Here is a 14,239-nt window from a genome sequence, read left to right on the forward strand (position 1 = left end):
GGTGTTGTCGGTCGGCCCGGTGTTGTCGGTCGGCCCGGTGTTGTCGGTCGGCCCGGTGTTGTCGGTCGGCCCGGTGTTGTCGGTCGGCCCGGTGTTGTCGGTCGGCCCGGTGTTGTCGGTCGGCCCGATGCTGTCGGTCGATCCCGTGTTGTCGGTCGACACGGTGCCGTCGGTCGAGCCGGTACCGTCCGTCGACGCGGTGTCGAAGGGGTCCCCTGCGGCCACCGGCTGCTCGACGGCTGCGGTGTCGGTCGGCGCAGGCGGCTCGACGGGCGCCTGCGGCTGGGTGCCGCTGTCGGTGCTGCCCGCCCCGCTGTCGGTCCCGTCGCCGCCGTGGCTGTCCGGGTCGAGGGCCGGCGGGTCGAGGGCCGGCGGGTCGAGGGCCGGCGGGTCGGTGTGCGGCGGGATGTAGGGCGCCGGCTCGACCGGCGCGGTGTCGCCCGGCGGCTCGGTCGGCGGGGGCGGCTCGGTCACCGGGGGCGGCTCGACGGGAGGTGGCACGACAGGAGACGTCACCGCCGGGGGGACCTCGCTCGTCCCACCCGTGGACGGCACGGCGCCGGCGCTGGTCGGGGGCGGTGCCGACGACTGCAGGGCCTCGGTCGCCAGCGGGGCCGTGGCGGTCGGTTCGGGCAGGCCCGGCGCCCGGGGCAGGCCCAGCGCCTCGGCACCCGCGACGTCGGGGACGACGGGTGCGCGCAGCTGCGGGTCGAGCAGGGCGACGTCGGGGGTCGCGGCGACGATCGCGACGATCGAGGTGTGCTGGGCGTCGAGGGCGGCGCGTCCGTCGGCCGGCAGGATCACGGCGAGCGCGGACCGCATGTCGTTGACCTCGCGGGCGGCGTCGGCGGTGCGACCCTCGCGCAGCGCGGTGCGCGCCCGTGCGAGCCGGACGGTCACGGTGTCGGCGGCCTCCACGGACCGCGCGTGCTCACGGTAGAAGACCTTGGCCACCGGCCACAGCACGTCGCCGGGGCGGGCGGTGTCGGCGTTGCCGACGGCGATCCCGCCGGTGACCGCGATGGCGACGACGGCCGCGGCGGAGAGCCGCAGCACGTAGCCCGGCCGGTCGCGGCGGCTCCGGTGGCGCGGGGGCCGGGCGTCGGCGGGGACCGGGGCGTCGTCGGGCTCGTCGACGGTCGCGGTGGACGGCGCGGCGGCTGCGGCGACCGCGAGGGCGGCGTCGCGCGGTGCGCCGGGCTCCTGGACGGCGGCGACCCAGGACGCGAGCATGGCGGCGAGCCGGTCGTCGACGTCGCCGCTGGTGGCCAGCTCGTCGGTGGCGCGCAGCGACCCCGAGCCGAGCGCGTCGATCAACGCGTCGTCGGCCTGGATGTCGCCCAGCTGCAGCGGCGGGGCAGGCTCGTCCGGGTGCGGGCGGTGGCGGACGGGCTCGATGCCGCCATCCGACTCGTGCACGTTCTCACCTCCTGAGGGTCTGTGGACCTTCCCGACGGGCTCCTGGTGATTCGTTCGGCGCTCGTGGTCCGTTACAGGCGGTCAGATGTCCGGTACGGCCCGCAAGTCAGCATCCGCTCACCCTGATGCAGCACCGGCCGCACCCCCGAGCGGCGGTGCGGCCGATGCTGACCTGCGGAGACCTGACGGGCTACTTCTTGATGGTGATCGTCGTCACGGCCGCGTTGTCGAGGAGGTTCGGGTCGGCCACCCGGGTCGGGATCGCGGCGGCCCGGACCGGCTGCGGGCCCGTCGACCTGGCGCCGGCCGTCACCGTCACGCTGTAGGTGACCTGGGTCGACGCCGCGATCGACGGGATGAGGTAGGCCACGTTGTGGCCGTTGCGCGGCGCGATTCCGCCCGGCGCGGCCACGACGGTGAGTGCGTTCGGCGTCGTCAGCGCGGCCGAGACGCCCGCGGCGTCGAACGGGCCGTTGTTGCGGACGGTGACGATCACCTGGGTCGTGCCGTTCGGGGCGACCGTCGCCGGGGCGGACACGGCCACGGAGATGTCGGCGCGGTTCCTGCCCGTGGCGGGCGGGGCGACGACGGTCTCGCCGAACGTCACCGGGGCGAGGGTGCCGGTCGTCGCGGTCACGACGACCGGGCCGGCGTCGGTGCCCGCCGTCAGTGTGGGCGCGGTGGCGACGCCGTCGGGGCCGGTCGTGGCGGTGGCGGTGGGGCCGCCCGGGAACGATGCCGAGCCGGACGTCACGGTGTAGGTGACGGTCTGGCCGGGGGCGGGCAGGTTGCCGGCGCCGGTCACCTTCGTGGCGAGTGCGGTGGCGAAGGGCTTCCCGGTCTGCGCGGTCTGCTGGTTGCCCGCGACCACGGCCAGCGTCGTCGGCGCGACGGGGTTGTCGAAGTCGAAGATCGTGCCGTTGATGCCGAAGCGGTCGGCGCGGGCCCGCAGCCCGGGGACGCCGCTTCCCTGGTTGAGGCCGATCTGGCCGATGGTCGCCGTGGCGAGGGCGGCCTGCACCTGGGCGAACGTCGCGGTGTAGGTCGGGAAGCCGAACTTGTTCGGTGTGCCGGTCGCGGTGACGTCCCGCGATGCCCACCAGCCCTTCGACGTCGACGGCGACCAGGTCTGCCACTGCCCGGTCGTCACCTCGGTGCCGCTGTAGACGGGCTCCCACACCAGGGTGGTGAAGCCCTGGGGCGTGGTGACCTCGATGTTGAACGACGGCGCCTGTCGGGCGTCACCGGTGCCGGGCTGCTCGATGTAGGTCTCGTACGTCAGGTCGGTCAGTGCCGACAGCGGCTTGCCGTAGAAGTCGCGGTTGAAGACGGTGGCCTTCCCGCCGTCGGGGGTGTCGAGGCGGAGGAAGCCGTTGCCCTCGTCGGCGCCCGGCTCGTTGACGACCTGCGCGTTGCCGTCGTGGCAGAACCGCCCGGCGGCCGAGCAGCTCGCGGCGATGTCCGCGTCGCTGACCTTCGTCGGGGTGGCAGCGGCGGCGGTGCCGGTGAGCGTGGTCATGCCGGCGACGAGTGCGGCGGCGGTCAGCCCCGCGAGCAGGCCGGTGCGACGGCGTCGCCCGGGTCGTCGGGACGGGATGTCGGAGGATGTTGTGGTGGGAGCGCGGTGGCGCACGACTGACACCTCGATGTGGCGCGGAGGTCCCGGTTGTCCGGGCTGTCCGGACCCAGGCCCGGCCCCCGACCCGGGCCCGTGTCCTGTGTCCGATCGACCTTCGGACCCGCGCGTTCGTGTGTTACCGAACGGTCGTGACATCACTCGGACGAGTGACGGCGGGTCCGGCTACCGGCTCGGCAGCGCGTCGAGGGCCACGGCCATGGCGGCGGCGACGCGGAAGACGAGGCGCCGGTCGGGCACGGTGATCGTGTACTGGTCGCGCAGCGTCTTCCGGCGTTCGCCGACCAGCACGATGTGGACCGGGGCCGGGGTCGTCATCCGAGGTGGCAGCGCCGGTCAGCCGCGAGGGACGGCGTGCGCCTCGAGTGTCGCGGGGTGCAGGCCGACGTCGCTCCACGACCCGGGCCAGGTCAGCACGGCAACGGCCGACGTCGTCATGGGCAGGTACTCGCCGGCGAGCAGCGTCGTCAGGTCCTCGATGCCGGGGTTGTGGCCGATCAGCAGGACGCAGGCGGCGGAGTCGGGCAGGCCGCGGACGACCTCGAGCAGCTGCACCGCGGACGCGTCGTAGACGTCGTCGGTGAACTCGGGTTCGGGGGGTTCGCGCAGGGCGGCGGAGGCGAGCTCCCAGGTCTGGCGGGTCCGGGTGGACGAGGAGCAGATGACGGCGTCGGGGGTGCCGACGTTCATCCGCAGCCAGCGGCCGGCCTCGGGGCCGTCGCGGCGCCCGCGCACGTTGAGGGGACGGGTGTGGTCGGGTGCGTCCACGGACCAGTCCGACTTGGAGTGGCGCAGGACGACGAGCCGACGGTCGATCATGGTCGCGTTCCTTCCACAGTGGCGGCCGGTCCGCCTGCTGTCACGGGGCCGCGGGGTCGTCGAGTACGTACCAGGGCACCATGTTGACCGCGCCGTTCAGCCCGGGCATGGGGACACCGCGCGCGGTGAGGCCGCGGGCCATGTCGGTCGCGACCACCATGTAGCGGCCCGCGCCGTCGGAGCTGATCTCGATCTCGACGGTCTGGTCGCCCCCGTCGGGGTGTTCGCGGAACGCTCGGCAACAGCGGACGATCTCCCACACCTGCGCGTCGCGCAGGGCGGGCACGTTGCTGAGGGCATCGAGGACGTCGATGTCGGCCGCCATGAGCGGCACCGTAGCGCGATCTTCGGTGTCGGGCTGTCTCGTTTGGAGACGGCGACGATCAGTGCCGCGGGCGGGCGAGCAGAGCTGCGGTGACGACGAGCGCGATCGCGGTGCAGCCGAGGAACACCGCGAGGTCGCCGAGGTGGAGGCCGTGCTTCGGGGTGAACTTGAGGATGACCGGGCCGATGCGGGTCTCGGCCGCGACGCCGAGGGTGACGACGGCGGCCAGGGCCCACGTGACGGCGATGGCGAAGGCGGGGCTGCGCCGGGGGGTCGCCGTTCGGAGGGGCACGGTCGCGTCGTTCATGGGAGCGACGCTACCGGGTCACGGCCCGGTCGACGGCAGGCCGGGCGGTGGTTGGGGGATCGCTTCCGAAGTGTTTGCCATGAGCTTGCCTGCGGTGCGGCGGCGGTCACGCCGGTGTGGGGCGAGGGGCTCCGGTGATGCCGGCGGCGGCCAGCTCGGCGGCGAGTGCGTCGCGCAGCCGGAACTTCTGGACCTTGGTGCCCGACATCGGCCACTCGTCGACGAACCGTACGTAGCGCGGGACCTTGAACCCGGCGATGGTGCCGCGGCAGAAGGCGATCAGTTCGGCCTCGGTGGCGGTCGCGCCCGCCCGGAGCTGGACGAACGCGGCGGGCACCTCGCCGTAGTGGGCGTCGGGGGCGGCGACGACCTGGACGAGCCCGACGGCGGGGTGCTCGCTGAGGAATCCCTCCAGCTCGGCGGCGGCGACGTTCTCCCCGCCGACCTTGAGCATGTCCTTGAGCCGGGACACGAACGCGATGCGGCCGGCGGGGTCGGAGACGACGAGGTCGCCGGAGGAGTACCAGCCGTCGGCGTCGATCCGTTCGGCGGTGAGCGCGTCGTCGCGGTGGTAGCGCAGGAACCGTGAGGTGCCGCGGAACCGGAACTCGCCCGGGGTGCCGGGCGGTACGGCGGCGCCGGTCGCGGGGTCGACGACGCGGGCCTGCATGTGCCGCAACGGTTGCCCGCAGGTGGTGGCGCGCACCTCGGCGGGGTCGTCGGGGGAGCCCATGCAGCAGAAGCCGAACGACTCCGTCGAGCCCGTGCACGACATCTGCACGACGTGCGGCAGGCGCGCCTGCATCGACCGCATGCGTTCGGGGCTGCCGACGTTGAGCACCATCCGCAGTGCGGAGAGGTCGGTGTCGGCGAAGGACGGGTGGTCGAGCACGGGCACCCAGATGGTGTCGAACGCGGGGAACCCGACGGTGCAGCGTTCCTCGGCGAGCTGGGCCAGCGCGCGGCCGGGTTCGAAGGTGCCGACGTGGACCATGCCGCAGCGGCCGGCCAGCGCGCTCATGGCGACGTCGAACCCGCCGCAGTGGAACATCGGCAGTGGCGTCCAGAAGCGGTCGTCGGGGCGCAGGCCGAGCCGTTCGGTGACGGCCTCGCCCTCCTCGACGAGTGAGGCGTGGCTGTGCAGGCAGCCGCGGGGGCGTGACGTCGTCCCGGAGGTGTAGAGCATGACGACGGGGTCGTCCGGCGCGACCGCGACCTGCACGTCGGCGGCCGGGGACAGCCGGCGCTCCAGGTCGGCGCGCGGCAGCCAGCCGGCCGGGGTCTCGGCGTCGAGCGACACGACGGCCCGCAGCCGTGGGGCGGGCTGGCCGGCCAGCGCCTCGGCGAGGGCGGGCGCGAACTCCGCCGCAGCCAGCAGCACGACCATGTCGGAGTTCTCGATCATGTAGGCGAGCTCGCGAGCCTTGAGCCGCACGTTGATCGGCACGGTGACGGCGCCGATGCGGGCGGCGGCGAGCCACCACAGCACGCTGTCGAGGCGGCCGGGCAGCAGCAGTCCGACGCTCTCGCCCGCGCGGACGCCGAGGGCGTGCAGGGCCCGCGCTCCGATGCGCGACGCCGCCGCCAGCTCGGGGTAGGTCATGCGCGCGTCGGGGAAGACGACGCCCTGGTCGGGGCTGTCGGCGGCGCGGCGGTCGAGCAGGTCGGGGACGGTCGTCATGCGCGGCCTCCGGCTGTCTACCAATCGTTTGACAAGCTACCGCGGGGGCGCGGGGCCGACAAGGGAGCAGGACCGCCCGGCGTCCGTGGGATGCACCGCCGGCGTCGGGCGACGTCGGCGAGCGGCGGCGGCGACCGCAACCGGGTCCGGGTGGTCGCCGGAGGGTGGCCTCCGTGCGAGGGTCTTGCTAACGTCACCACTACCAAACGACCGGTAGACGACGATGTCCCCGGAGGTGCGCGCTGGTCGCCCGTGTCCGCGTACTCGGCACCGGTGGGGCGGGGGACGAGCTCCCCGGCAGCCCCGCCCGCGGCCGACAGCGACCGCGACCGGTGCCGTCCGACGAGCTCGTCGACGGGAAGGAACGCGTGTGAAGACCACAGGTGCACTGCTCTGGGAGCCGGGGACGAACTCCGGGTGGAGCGTCGAGGACATCGAGATCGACGCGCCGAAGCGCCGCGAGGTGATGGTCAAGCTCGCCGCGTCCGGTGTCTGCCACTCCGACCAGCACCTCGACGACGGGGTGATCCCGCTGCCGTGGGCGCCCGTCCTCGGTGGGCACGAGGGCGCGGGCGTCGTCACCGAGCTCGGCCCGGAGGTCGAGGGGCTGGCGGTCGGCGACCACGTCGTCCTGTCGTTCCTGCCGTCCTGCGGGAAGTGCACGATGTGCGTCTCGGGCCGCTCCAACATGTGCGAGCTCGGCGCGGGCGTGCTGGCCGGCTACGCACCCGACGGCACCCACCGCGTCCACGCGGGGGACAAGGGCGTCGGCTGCATGTCGTTCCTCGGGACGTTCTCGCCCTACGTCTGTGCGCCCGTCGACGCCACCATCAAGATCGACAAGGACATCCCGCTCGACAAGGCCGCCCTCATCGGCTGCGGCGTGCCCACCGGCTGGGGCTCCTCGATGTACGCCGCCGACATGCAGCTCGGCGACACCGTCGTGATCGTCGGCATCGGCGGCGTCGGCATCAACGCCGTCCAGGGCGCCCGGATGAAGGGCGCCGGCCGGATCGTCGCCGTCGACCCCGTGCCGTTCAAGCAGGAACAGGCCCAGGCGTTCGGGGCGACGCACGCCGTCGGCTCCTACGAGGAGGCCGCCACGCTCGTCGCGCAGCTGACCAACGGCCAGGGCGCCGACCGGGTCATCATCACCGTCGGTGTGGCGCACGGGAACCTGCTCAACCCCGCCCAGGAGATGACCCGCCGCGGCGGCGTCATCGTCCTCACCTCGGCCGCGCCGATCCTGCAGCGCGACGTCGAGTTCGACCTGTTCACCTTCGCCATGTCGGGCAAGCGCCTGCAGGGCTCGCTCTACGGCACCACCAACTCGCGCAACGACGTCCCGCTGCTCTGCGAGCTCTACCGCTCCGGGCAGCTCATGCTCGACGAGCTCGTCACCCGGACCTACGCGCTCGACGACATCAACCAGGCGTTCGCCGACATGCAGGAGGGCCGGAACCTCCGCGGCGTGATCATGTACGACGACTGAGGGGCTCACCGATGAGTGACAGGGCGACCGACATCCAGCAGATCATCAACGCCACCCACCTCTACGCCCGCGGCCTCGACCTCTTCCGGCCGCAGGAGGCGCTCTCGGCCTACACCGACGACGCCTACTGGGACGCGACCGCCGTCGGCCTCGAACGGTTCGAGGGAGCCGCGGAGATCCTCGGGTTCTTCGAAGCCGACGCCGCGTCGATGGCCGAGCAGTTCCACATCGTCACCAACCACGTGATCGAGTTCGACGGCCCCGACGACGCGCACGGCACCAACTACGTCTTCGCCGAGGGGAAGACGAAGAGCGGCGCCTCGATCCGGGCCGTCGCGCTCAACGAGGACGTCTACCGGCGCACCGGCGACACCTGGAAGATCTCCGGCCGCGCCATCTCGCCGCTCACCGCGCCGGAGATGGAGGGCTTCGACGCATGACCGATCCTGTCGAGAGCTACATCGAGATCATGAACCGGCTCGACATCGACGCGCTCGGCGACCTGTTCGCCGACGACGTCGTGATCCGGCTGCCGTTCGCCCCCGACCCCGTGCCGAAACGCACCGAGGGCAGGGCCGCCGCCCTCGCGCTCTACGCGGGGTTCCCGGACCTGATCTCGCCGCCGGGGTTCACCGACGTCGTGATCAGCCCGCTCGCCGACGCCGGGGAGTTCGTCGCCGAGTACCGCAGCGACTGCACGATGCTGCCCACCGGCAAGCCCTACCGCAACACCTACATCTCCCGTTTCTCCGTCCGGGACGGCAAGCTGACGCACGTGGCCGAGTTCTTCGATCCCCTCGTGTTCCGACAGGCGCTGACGCCCTCATGACCGACCTGAAAGGCCGGGTCGCGCTGGTCACCGGGGGCTCGCGCGGCGTCGGCCGCGGGATCGCCCGGCGGCTCGCGGCCGACGGCGCGACCGTGGCCGTCAACTATCGACGTGACGCGGCGGCCGCCGACGAGGTCGTCGCCGCGATCACCGCGGCAGGCGGGTCCGCGAGGGCGTACCAGGCGGCGGTGGACGACGCCGACGCCGTCGCCGCGATGGTGGCCGCGATCGAGGCCGACCTCGGCACCGTCGACCTGCTCGTCTCCAACGCCGGCACCGCCAGCCGCGGCACCGCGATCGCCGACACCGGCCCCGAGGAGTACCTGCGGCTGCTGCGGGTGCACACCCTCGGGCCGCTGGAGCTGGTCCGGCTGCTGCTGCCGGGGATGCGCACGTGCGATCGCTCCGACGTCGTCGTCATCTCCAGCTCGATCGTCGGCGAGACCCCGCCGGGGGGTGCCGCGTACACGATGGCGAAGGCCGCGTTGGAGGCCGCGGCCCGCACGCTCGCCCGCGAGGAGCGCGGGCACGGGGTGCGGGTCAACATCGTCGCGCCGGGGCTCGTCGCCACGGACATGGGTTCGCGGCTGGCCGCCGCGGCCGCGGGCCGCACCATCGAGGACCTGGACCCGTCGTACCCGTTCGGCCGCGTCGCGCGCCCCGACGACGTCGCCGGGGTCGTGGCCTTCCTCGCCTCCGCCGACGCCGACTACCTCACGGGCCAGCGCATCCAGGTCGACGCGGGCGGCCCCGACTCGACACTGCTGTGACGGGCCGGGAGCGGGTCGGTGTCTCCGATCTGGAGGACATGCGGCAGGCCCGGCTCGACCCGGCGGGTTGGGTGGAGCTGGCGACCGTGGCACGCGAGTGCACCTTCCTGTTCACCGACGCCGACGGCTGGCCCGCCGGCGTCACGATGAGCCACCTCTTCGCCGACGACGGCTTCTGGCTGACCGCGGTGACCGGGCGGGCACACGTCGCCGCCGTCGAACGCGACCCGCGCGTCGGCATGGTGATCAGCAACGCCGGGATCGAGCTGCCCGGCCGGCGGATGGTGCGGATCAAGGGGCGCGCGGTCGTGCATCGTGACCGGGCCACCCTCGACCGGGTCCTGCCGATGCTCGCCGCCCATCTCGCCCCGGCGGGCACCGACCGGATGCTGCGGCTGCTCGACAGCCCGCGCAGGGTCGTCGTACGGGTCGAGATCGTGGGAGTGCCGCAGTCGCACGACTCCCGGCGCGTGTCCGGGGACGGGCGGGGCGGCTAGCTCGGGACGACCGGCTTCGGCGCCGCCGTGACGCCCGCGGCCGCCAGCTCGGCCGCGATCCGCTCCCGCAGCACGTACTTCTTGATCTTCGTTCCGGACATCGGCCAGTCGGCGGGGCCGTCGACGAACCGGACGTAGCGCGGTACCCGGTACGTCGCGATCCGGCCGAGGCAGAAGTCGATCAGCTCCTGCTCGGTCGCCGACGCACCCGCGCGCAGCTGCACGTACGCCGCGGGCACCTCGACGTAGCGGGCGTCCGGCGCCGCCACCACCGCGACGACGGCGACCGCGGGGTGGCGCAGCAGGTGGTCCTCCACCTCGGCGGCGGCCACGTTCTCGCCGCCGACCTTGAGCATGTCCTTGAGCCGCGACCGGAACGTCAGCCTGCCGTCGTCGTCGGCCACGACCACGTCGCCGCTGTGGAACCAGCCGTCCGCGTCGATCACCGACGCCGTGTGCTCCGGGTCGCGGAAGTAGCCGGTGAACGCGTTGGGGCCACGGAAGAGCAGCTCGCCGGGGGTGCCGGGCGGCTGGTCGCGTCCCGTCTCCGGGTCGACGACGCGGCACTCCATGCCGGGCATCGGGTGCCCGCCCGTCGTGGCGCGGGCCTCCGGGGGGTCGTCGAGCCGGTTCAAGGTCAGGAACGCCGACGACTCCGTCATCGCGACACACGACACGTGCACCGCCCCCGGCAATCGGGACGCCATGTCGCGCAACCGCTTCGGCACACCCACCGCCATGACGACCCGGATGCGGGAGAGGTCGAACCCGGCGAAGTCCGGCCGGTCGAGGACCGGCATCCAGATCGTCTCGAACGCGGCGAGCGCGATCGTGACCCGCTGCTCGGTGAGGTATTCGAGCGTCGTCGAGGGATCGAAGTGGCCGGGATGCACGAACGGCGCGCCCGCGGCGAGGCAGGAGAACGCGAATGTCAGCCCGCCCCCGTGGAACAGCGGGATCGCCGTCCACACCCGGTCGTCGGAGGTGAGACGCATCCGTTCGACGATGCCGTCGGCCAGTCCCGTGAGCGCGGAGTGGGGGAGCATCGCCCCCTTCGGCGCCGCCGTCGTGCCGGAGGTGTAGACGATCACCGCGGTGTCGCCCGGGTCCGTCGTCGTGCGGCCGGGGTCGGCGTCGGGCAGCTCGTCGCGTCCCAGGACGACGACGTGCTCGAGCTCGGGGGCGTCGTCGGGCAGGGCGTGCTCGTGCTCGGCGTCGGTGACGATCACCCGCATCCCCGAGTGCACGACGATCCCGGCCAGCTCGACGGCCCGGAACCGGGCGTTGACGGGGACCGCGATCGCCCCGATCCGGGTGGCGCCGATCAGCAGGGCCAGCAGGTCCGCCGACGCCGGCAGCAGGATGCCGACGCGGTCCCCCTTCGTGACGCCGAGACCCGTCAGCCCGCGCGCGAACCGGTCGGCGCGGGCGGTCAGCTCGGCGTAGGTCGTCGCGCCGTCGGGGAAGACGACCGCCTCCGCGTCGGGCCGCTCGGCGGCACGTCGTTCGAGGAGCTCGCTGAGCGTGGTCGCGGGCATCGATGCACCTTCCAGCCGGTTGGTAGGCATTCTCGCCCAACTCTTGTGGGGGCGATAGTCGCTGTCGCAGCGGTCGCCCCACGACCTCCGGCTCCTTGACGCAACTCACGTCGAGTTCACCCTCGAGGCGGCCGGCGCCGCGACACTGCTGACCGTCGTCGAGACCGGGTTCGCCCAGCTCGCCGAGGACGTGCGCCGCACCGAGTACGACGAGCACGTCGAGGGCTGGGCCGCCGAGCCGGGCGAGCTGGTCGCACACCTGGCGGCATGAGGGTGCCCGACGACGCCGAGGCGGTCGCGGAGCAGGTCTTCGCCGCCCTGGCCGACCCGAGCCGCCGGGCGCTGCTGGCCGCGCTCGCGGCGGGCGGTCCGTCGACGGCCACGGACCTCGCGACGCGGCTGCCGATCACGCGTCAGGCGATCGCCAAGCATCTCGCGCTGCTCGCCGACGCCGGGCTGGTGACGGCCGAGCCGGGGGAGCGGCGCCGGGTCCGGTACCGGCTGCGGTCGGCGCCGATGCAGGTCGCGCAGCAGTTCCTCGCGGCCCTGGCCCGTGACTGGGACGGGCCGCTCGCGACCCTCAAGGACCACCTGGAGAAGGACGGAGGCGAACGATACCCGCCAAGCTCGGAATTCCCCTGCGGATCCGCGTGATTCCGTGACGAGGGAGTCGATCTGAAAGTGTCCGAGGGGGGACTTGAACCCTTGCCCCACGGCGTTGCGTTGATCGAGGACCTTCCAGTGGGCACACCGAGCTGATGTGGTCGAGGAATGAGCGCCCGTAGCCCGAGCCCCGCATGGGACTCATCCGTGTCCACTGATCAACTCCGCGGTCGGCTCGCTCGCTCCACGCACTTGCCGAACCTGCACATACCGCTCGGTTGGCCCTGCGGCTCAAGCTTGCACATCTGCCCAGTTGCCCGCTTCGAGAGCCTGGACGGTGACGTCGCGGTGATCGCCCGCGGTGGCAACCGGGCGGCTCGTGACCGAGGCGCAGTGCGAACGACCGCTGACAGCTCGGGCTTGACACCCGGCTTGTCGGCCGCGTTGGCCCGCCCTGGGTTCACCCCAGTGCACGACCGCGGCCGGGTGTTCGCCGACACCGCAGCATAGATCGTCGACGGCGGCCGGGTGATGTCGGACGAGGCGACGTTGCGCGACCAGCCGAGTTGTCCGGGCCGGCGGTCTCAGATCCGACCCTGTGGCACATTGAACGAAGTCGGCGAACCGCACCGCCGCAAGATCGCGCGGGTGCGTGCCTGGGTCCGGGCGCATGTGTGGTCGTTGATCGAGGCCTGGCACGGTCGGGTCCCGCCGTCGCGGGTGGCCGACCGCGGTCTCGGCCGCGCGATCGTCGCGTCTCGGTGCGCACCGCCGCATAGCCGACGTCCGCGAGGTCGTGGGGACTCGCGCAACGGCCCGTTCGACTCCGGCCGCACTGACGCGGCCCGCGTAGGCTCAAAAAGTTGTAGCGCCGCTGCGTGCCGACCGACGACCAGCAACTGCCTGTCGCGTCAGGTATTCGCGGGCTACGGGATCATGGTGGCCGAGGAGCACGCCGCCGCGGTCGAGCCCGGCGGTGGTGTTCGCCGAGCTGGCTGGCCCCCCCGGTGCAGCCGTGATCCGGCCTGGCAGAAGGTGCTGGTGGCGGCCGTGCGACGGCCCGCATCGACGCGGGCTCGGGCTGGACATGGCCCGGAGTCGCGACCGACGTGCGCGGGCTTCGTCCGCGTCAACGACGAGTAGCGCACCATCCAACTGCGACGGCCGGACGGGAGCCGGCGGCCGCGGGGGCGTATATGAAGCCCGTGAAGCCGCGAGCGGTAGTCCGCCGACCTATTGTTCCGCAATGCGGAAACATCAACCCGGGATTCGAAATATCTTCTTGCTCGGCCCGGCAGTGAGTCGTACCCTGGCCGTTGGACCGACCACGCGCGGGTCGGACCGAGGCGCGCACAGACTGCTTAGGCGGTCGGGCGCTGCACAACGGCGTGCCCATGCCTCGTCGAGTGTCAGGACGAGGCGTCCCAGGGAGGATCCTCATGACCCTGCCCGAACAAGCTCCATACCTAGTCGAGTCCGCTGCGCTGACTTGCCGGTGCAGTTGTGAGGCCGTGACGATGAGCGGCCGCGCACTTCCTCGTGCCACCGGACGAGTCGCAATCGCGGCGATGCTGCAATTCGAAGCTGTCATCCCGGTTGCGGGGCTGCCTTGTCCAACTGCTGCCTTCTCGCCGGTTGACGATAAGGCGCAGAAGATGGTTGCCTGCCGCTCCTTTGGATGCGAGCTCAAGAGCATCCATCGCGGGGGACCCTGATATATACCATTATCGCGGTAACCGCTGTTGCCGGGCTCGCATGCCTCCTGGCTCGTCGGAGCACGGTGAGACTGGCAACGGATGCTGTGTTATTGCCGCCAATCCACTCCGATCTCGAAGTCGTGGCGGTCCTCATCGACAAGAACTGCTGACGAGCTGAGTACTCGATCGCACCTACGTGCGAGAGGCTAAACGTCTGCACCTGTCGGTCGCAGTAATAGTAGACGTCGCTTCCCCTGCGTAGATGGACCGGACAGCCGCCCACATTCAAGGGCATGAGCGCTGGCTCGTGAAGCAATGCTGAAGCGCTGTCGATCGCGCCGTGACGCTGAAGAGCGTCGAAGAAATTTCGTGAACTGCCGCTAGCGCGTATGTGCTCCGTGGCCTTCGCTACCGGCGGGGCTGCGGATCGTGTCGACCTCGCCTGACTCTCGCAAGGGTGAGCAAGTTGAACCTCGATCAGGTGACTGAGTGAAGGATGGACAGTGAGCCTTTGCCAACCTGCTGGATGAGCAGGTCAGCGGGCTGCGGCGTGTCGTGGCCTCGAATGGGTGAAGCTCCTGGTAGACGGGCGATTGACTAGATCAACACGTCCTACCAGGAGCTTC

At 72.2% G+C, this 14,239-nt stretch carries 14 protein-coding genes; 6 read left to right on the forward strand and 8 right to left on the reverse strand.

All coding sequences use genetic code 11. The annotated features are described in order from the left end of the window. From AB7F12_RS27265 to AB7F12_RS27295, 7 genes are all read right to left on the reverse strand, one after another. Window positions 1–1,419: anti-sigma-D factor RsdA (locus AB7F12_RS27265; protein ID WP_428518027.1), on the reverse strand; the 1,419-nt coding region annotated here is incomplete at its 3' end. A gap of 190 nt (window positions 1,420–1,609) precedes the next feature. Continuing rightward, window positions 1,610–3,052: a hypothetical protein gene (locus tag AB7F12_RS27270; protein ID WP_428502010.1), complete on the reverse strand. Its 1,443-nt coding sequence runs from the start codon at window positions 3,050–3,052 to the stop codon at window positions 1,610–1,612. 168 nt (window positions 3,053–3,220) lie between these two features. After that, the gene (locus tag AB7F12_RS27275; RefSeq protein ID WP_428502012.1) at window positions 3,221–3,373 is read right to left on the reverse strand and encodes a hypothetical protein; all 153 of its coding nucleotides are present in this window, start codon (window positions 3,371–3,373) and stop codon (window positions 3,221–3,223) included. 18 nt (window positions 3,374–3,391) lie between these two features. Next, window positions 3,392–3,874 (reverse strand): SixA phosphatase family protein, encoded by a 483-nt coding sequence (locus tag AB7F12_RS27280; protein WP_428502013.1) that lies wholly within the window; start codon window positions 3,872–3,874, stop codon window positions 3,392–3,394. A gap of 40 nt (window positions 3,875–3,914) precedes the next feature. Then, the gene (locus tag AB7F12_RS27285) at window positions 3,915–4,199 is read right to left on the reverse strand and encodes a hypothetical protein (RefSeq protein ID WP_428502014.1); all 285 of its coding nucleotides are present in this window, start codon (window positions 4,197–4,199) and stop codon (window positions 3,915–3,917) included. Between the two features lie 58 nt (window positions 4,200–4,257). After that, complete coding sequence (locus AB7F12_RS27290) at window positions 4,258–4,506, reverse strand: hypothetical protein (protein ID WP_428502015.1); 249 nt, start codon at window positions 4,504–4,506, stop codon at window positions 4,258–4,260. A 106-nt stretch (window positions 4,507–4,612) separates the two neighbouring features. After that, the gene (locus AB7F12_RS27295; RefSeq protein WP_428502016.1) at window positions 4,613–6,187 is read right to left on the reverse strand and encodes a class I adenylate-forming enzyme family protein; all 1,575 of its coding nucleotides are present in this window, start codon (window positions 6,185–6,187) and stop codon (window positions 4,613–4,615) included. Window positions 6,188–6,557: 370 nt separating this feature from the next. Here AB7F12_RS27295 and AB7F12_RS27300 point away from each other — a divergent pair, with 370 nt between their 5' ends. The 5 genes from AB7F12_RS27300 to AB7F12_RS27320 are packed head-to-tail and all read left to right on the forward strand — an operon-like array spanning window position 6,558 to window position 9,775. Further along, a complete protein-coding gene (locus AB7F12_RS27300) occupies window positions 6,558–7,679 on the forward strand; it encodes an NDMA-dependent alcohol dehydrogenase (RefSeq protein WP_428502018.1) in 1,122 nt (373 codons plus the stop codon). 11 nt (window positions 7,680–7,690) lie between these two features. Further along, window positions 7,691–8,119, forward strand: a complete 429-nt coding sequence (locus AB7F12_RS27305; RefSeq protein ID WP_428502019.1) for a nuclear transport factor 2 family protein — start codon at window positions 7,691–7,693, stop codon at window positions 8,117–8,119. Further along, window positions 8,116–8,508 (forward strand): nuclear transport factor 2 family protein, encoded by a 393-nt coding sequence (locus AB7F12_RS27310; RefSeq protein ID WP_428502020.1) that lies wholly within the window; start codon window positions 8,116–8,118, stop codon window positions 8,506–8,508. Before AB7F12_RS27305 ends, AB7F12_RS27310 begins: the two co-directional genes overlap by 4 nt. Next, a complete protein-coding gene (locus tag AB7F12_RS27315) occupies window positions 8,505–9,278 on the forward strand; it encodes an SDR family NAD(P)-dependent oxidoreductase (RefSeq protein ID WP_428502021.1) in 774 nt (257 codons plus the stop codon). The genes AB7F12_RS27310 and AB7F12_RS27315 overlap by 4 nt, the downstream gene beginning before the upstream one ends. After that, complete coding sequence (locus AB7F12_RS27320) at window positions 9,275–9,775, forward strand: pyridoxamine 5'-phosphate oxidase family protein (RefSeq protein ID WP_428502022.1); 501 nt, start codon at window positions 9,275–9,277, stop codon at window positions 9,773–9,775. Before AB7F12_RS27315 ends, AB7F12_RS27320 begins: the two co-directional genes overlap by 4 nt. On the opposite strand, the gene AB7F12_RS27325 is transcribed toward AB7F12_RS27320, so the two are convergent. After that, a complete protein-coding gene (locus AB7F12_RS27325) occupies window positions 9,772–11,313 on the reverse strand; it encodes a class I adenylate-forming enzyme family protein (protein WP_428502023.1) in 1,542 nt (513 codons plus the stop codon). The genes AB7F12_RS27320 and AB7F12_RS27325 overlap by 4 nt on opposite strands. 273 nt (window positions 11,314–11,586) lie before the next feature. Between AB7F12_RS27325 and AB7F12_RS27330 the strand changes: the two genes are divergently transcribed. After that, the gene (locus AB7F12_RS27330; RefSeq protein WP_428502024.1) at window positions 11,587–11,967 is read left to right on the forward strand and encodes an ArsR/SmtB family transcription factor; all 381 of its coding nucleotides are present in this window, start codon (window positions 11,587–11,589) and stop codon (window positions 11,965–11,967) included. The last annotated feature ends 2,272 nt before the right edge of the window (window positions 11,968–14,239 follow it).

The sequence above is a fragment of the Pseudonocardia sp. genome (assembly GCF_050250275.1).
Classification (GTDB): Bacteria; Actinomycetota; Actinomycetes; order Mycobacteriales; family Pseudonocardiaceae; genus Pseudonocardia.

Bases quoted from the DNA above. Each gene is read 5' to 3' on its own strand.
- AB7F12_RS27275 (WP_428502012.1), bottom strand. From the start codon at position 3,373: ATGACGACCCCGGCCCCGGTCCACATCGTGCTGGTCGGCGAACGCCGG.
- AB7F12_RS27280 (WP_428502013.1), bottom strand. From the start codon at position 3,874: ATGATCGACCGTCGGCTCGTCGTCCTGCGCCACTCCAAGTCGGACTGG.
- AB7F12_RS27285 (WP_428502014.1), bottom strand. From the start codon at position 4,199: ATGGCGGCCGACATCGACGTCCTCGATGCCCTCAGCAACGTGCCCGCC.
- AB7F12_RS27290 (WP_428502015.1), bottom strand. From the start codon at position 4,506: ATGAACGACGCGACCGTGCCCCTCCGAACGGCGACCCCCCGGCGCAGC.
- AB7F12_RS27295 (WP_428502016.1), bottom strand. From the start codon at position 6,187: ATGACGACCGTCCCCGACCTGCTCGACCGCCGCGCCGCCGACAGCCCC.
- AB7F12_RS27305 (WP_428502019.1), top strand. From the start codon at position 7,691: ATGAGTGACAGGGCGACCGACATCCAGCAGATCATCAACGCCACCCAC.
- AB7F12_RS27310 (WP_428502020.1), top strand. From the start codon at position 8,116: ATGACCGATCCTGTCGAGAGCTACATCGAGATCATGAACCGGCTCGAC.
- AB7F12_RS27315 (WP_428502021.1), top strand. From the start codon at position 8,505: ATGACCGACCTGAAAGGCCGGGTCGCGCTGGTCACCGGGGGCTCGCGC.
- AB7F12_RS27325 (WP_428502023.1), bottom strand. From the start codon at position 11,313: ATGCCCGCGACCACGCTCAGCGAGCTCCTCGAACGACGTGCCGCCGAG.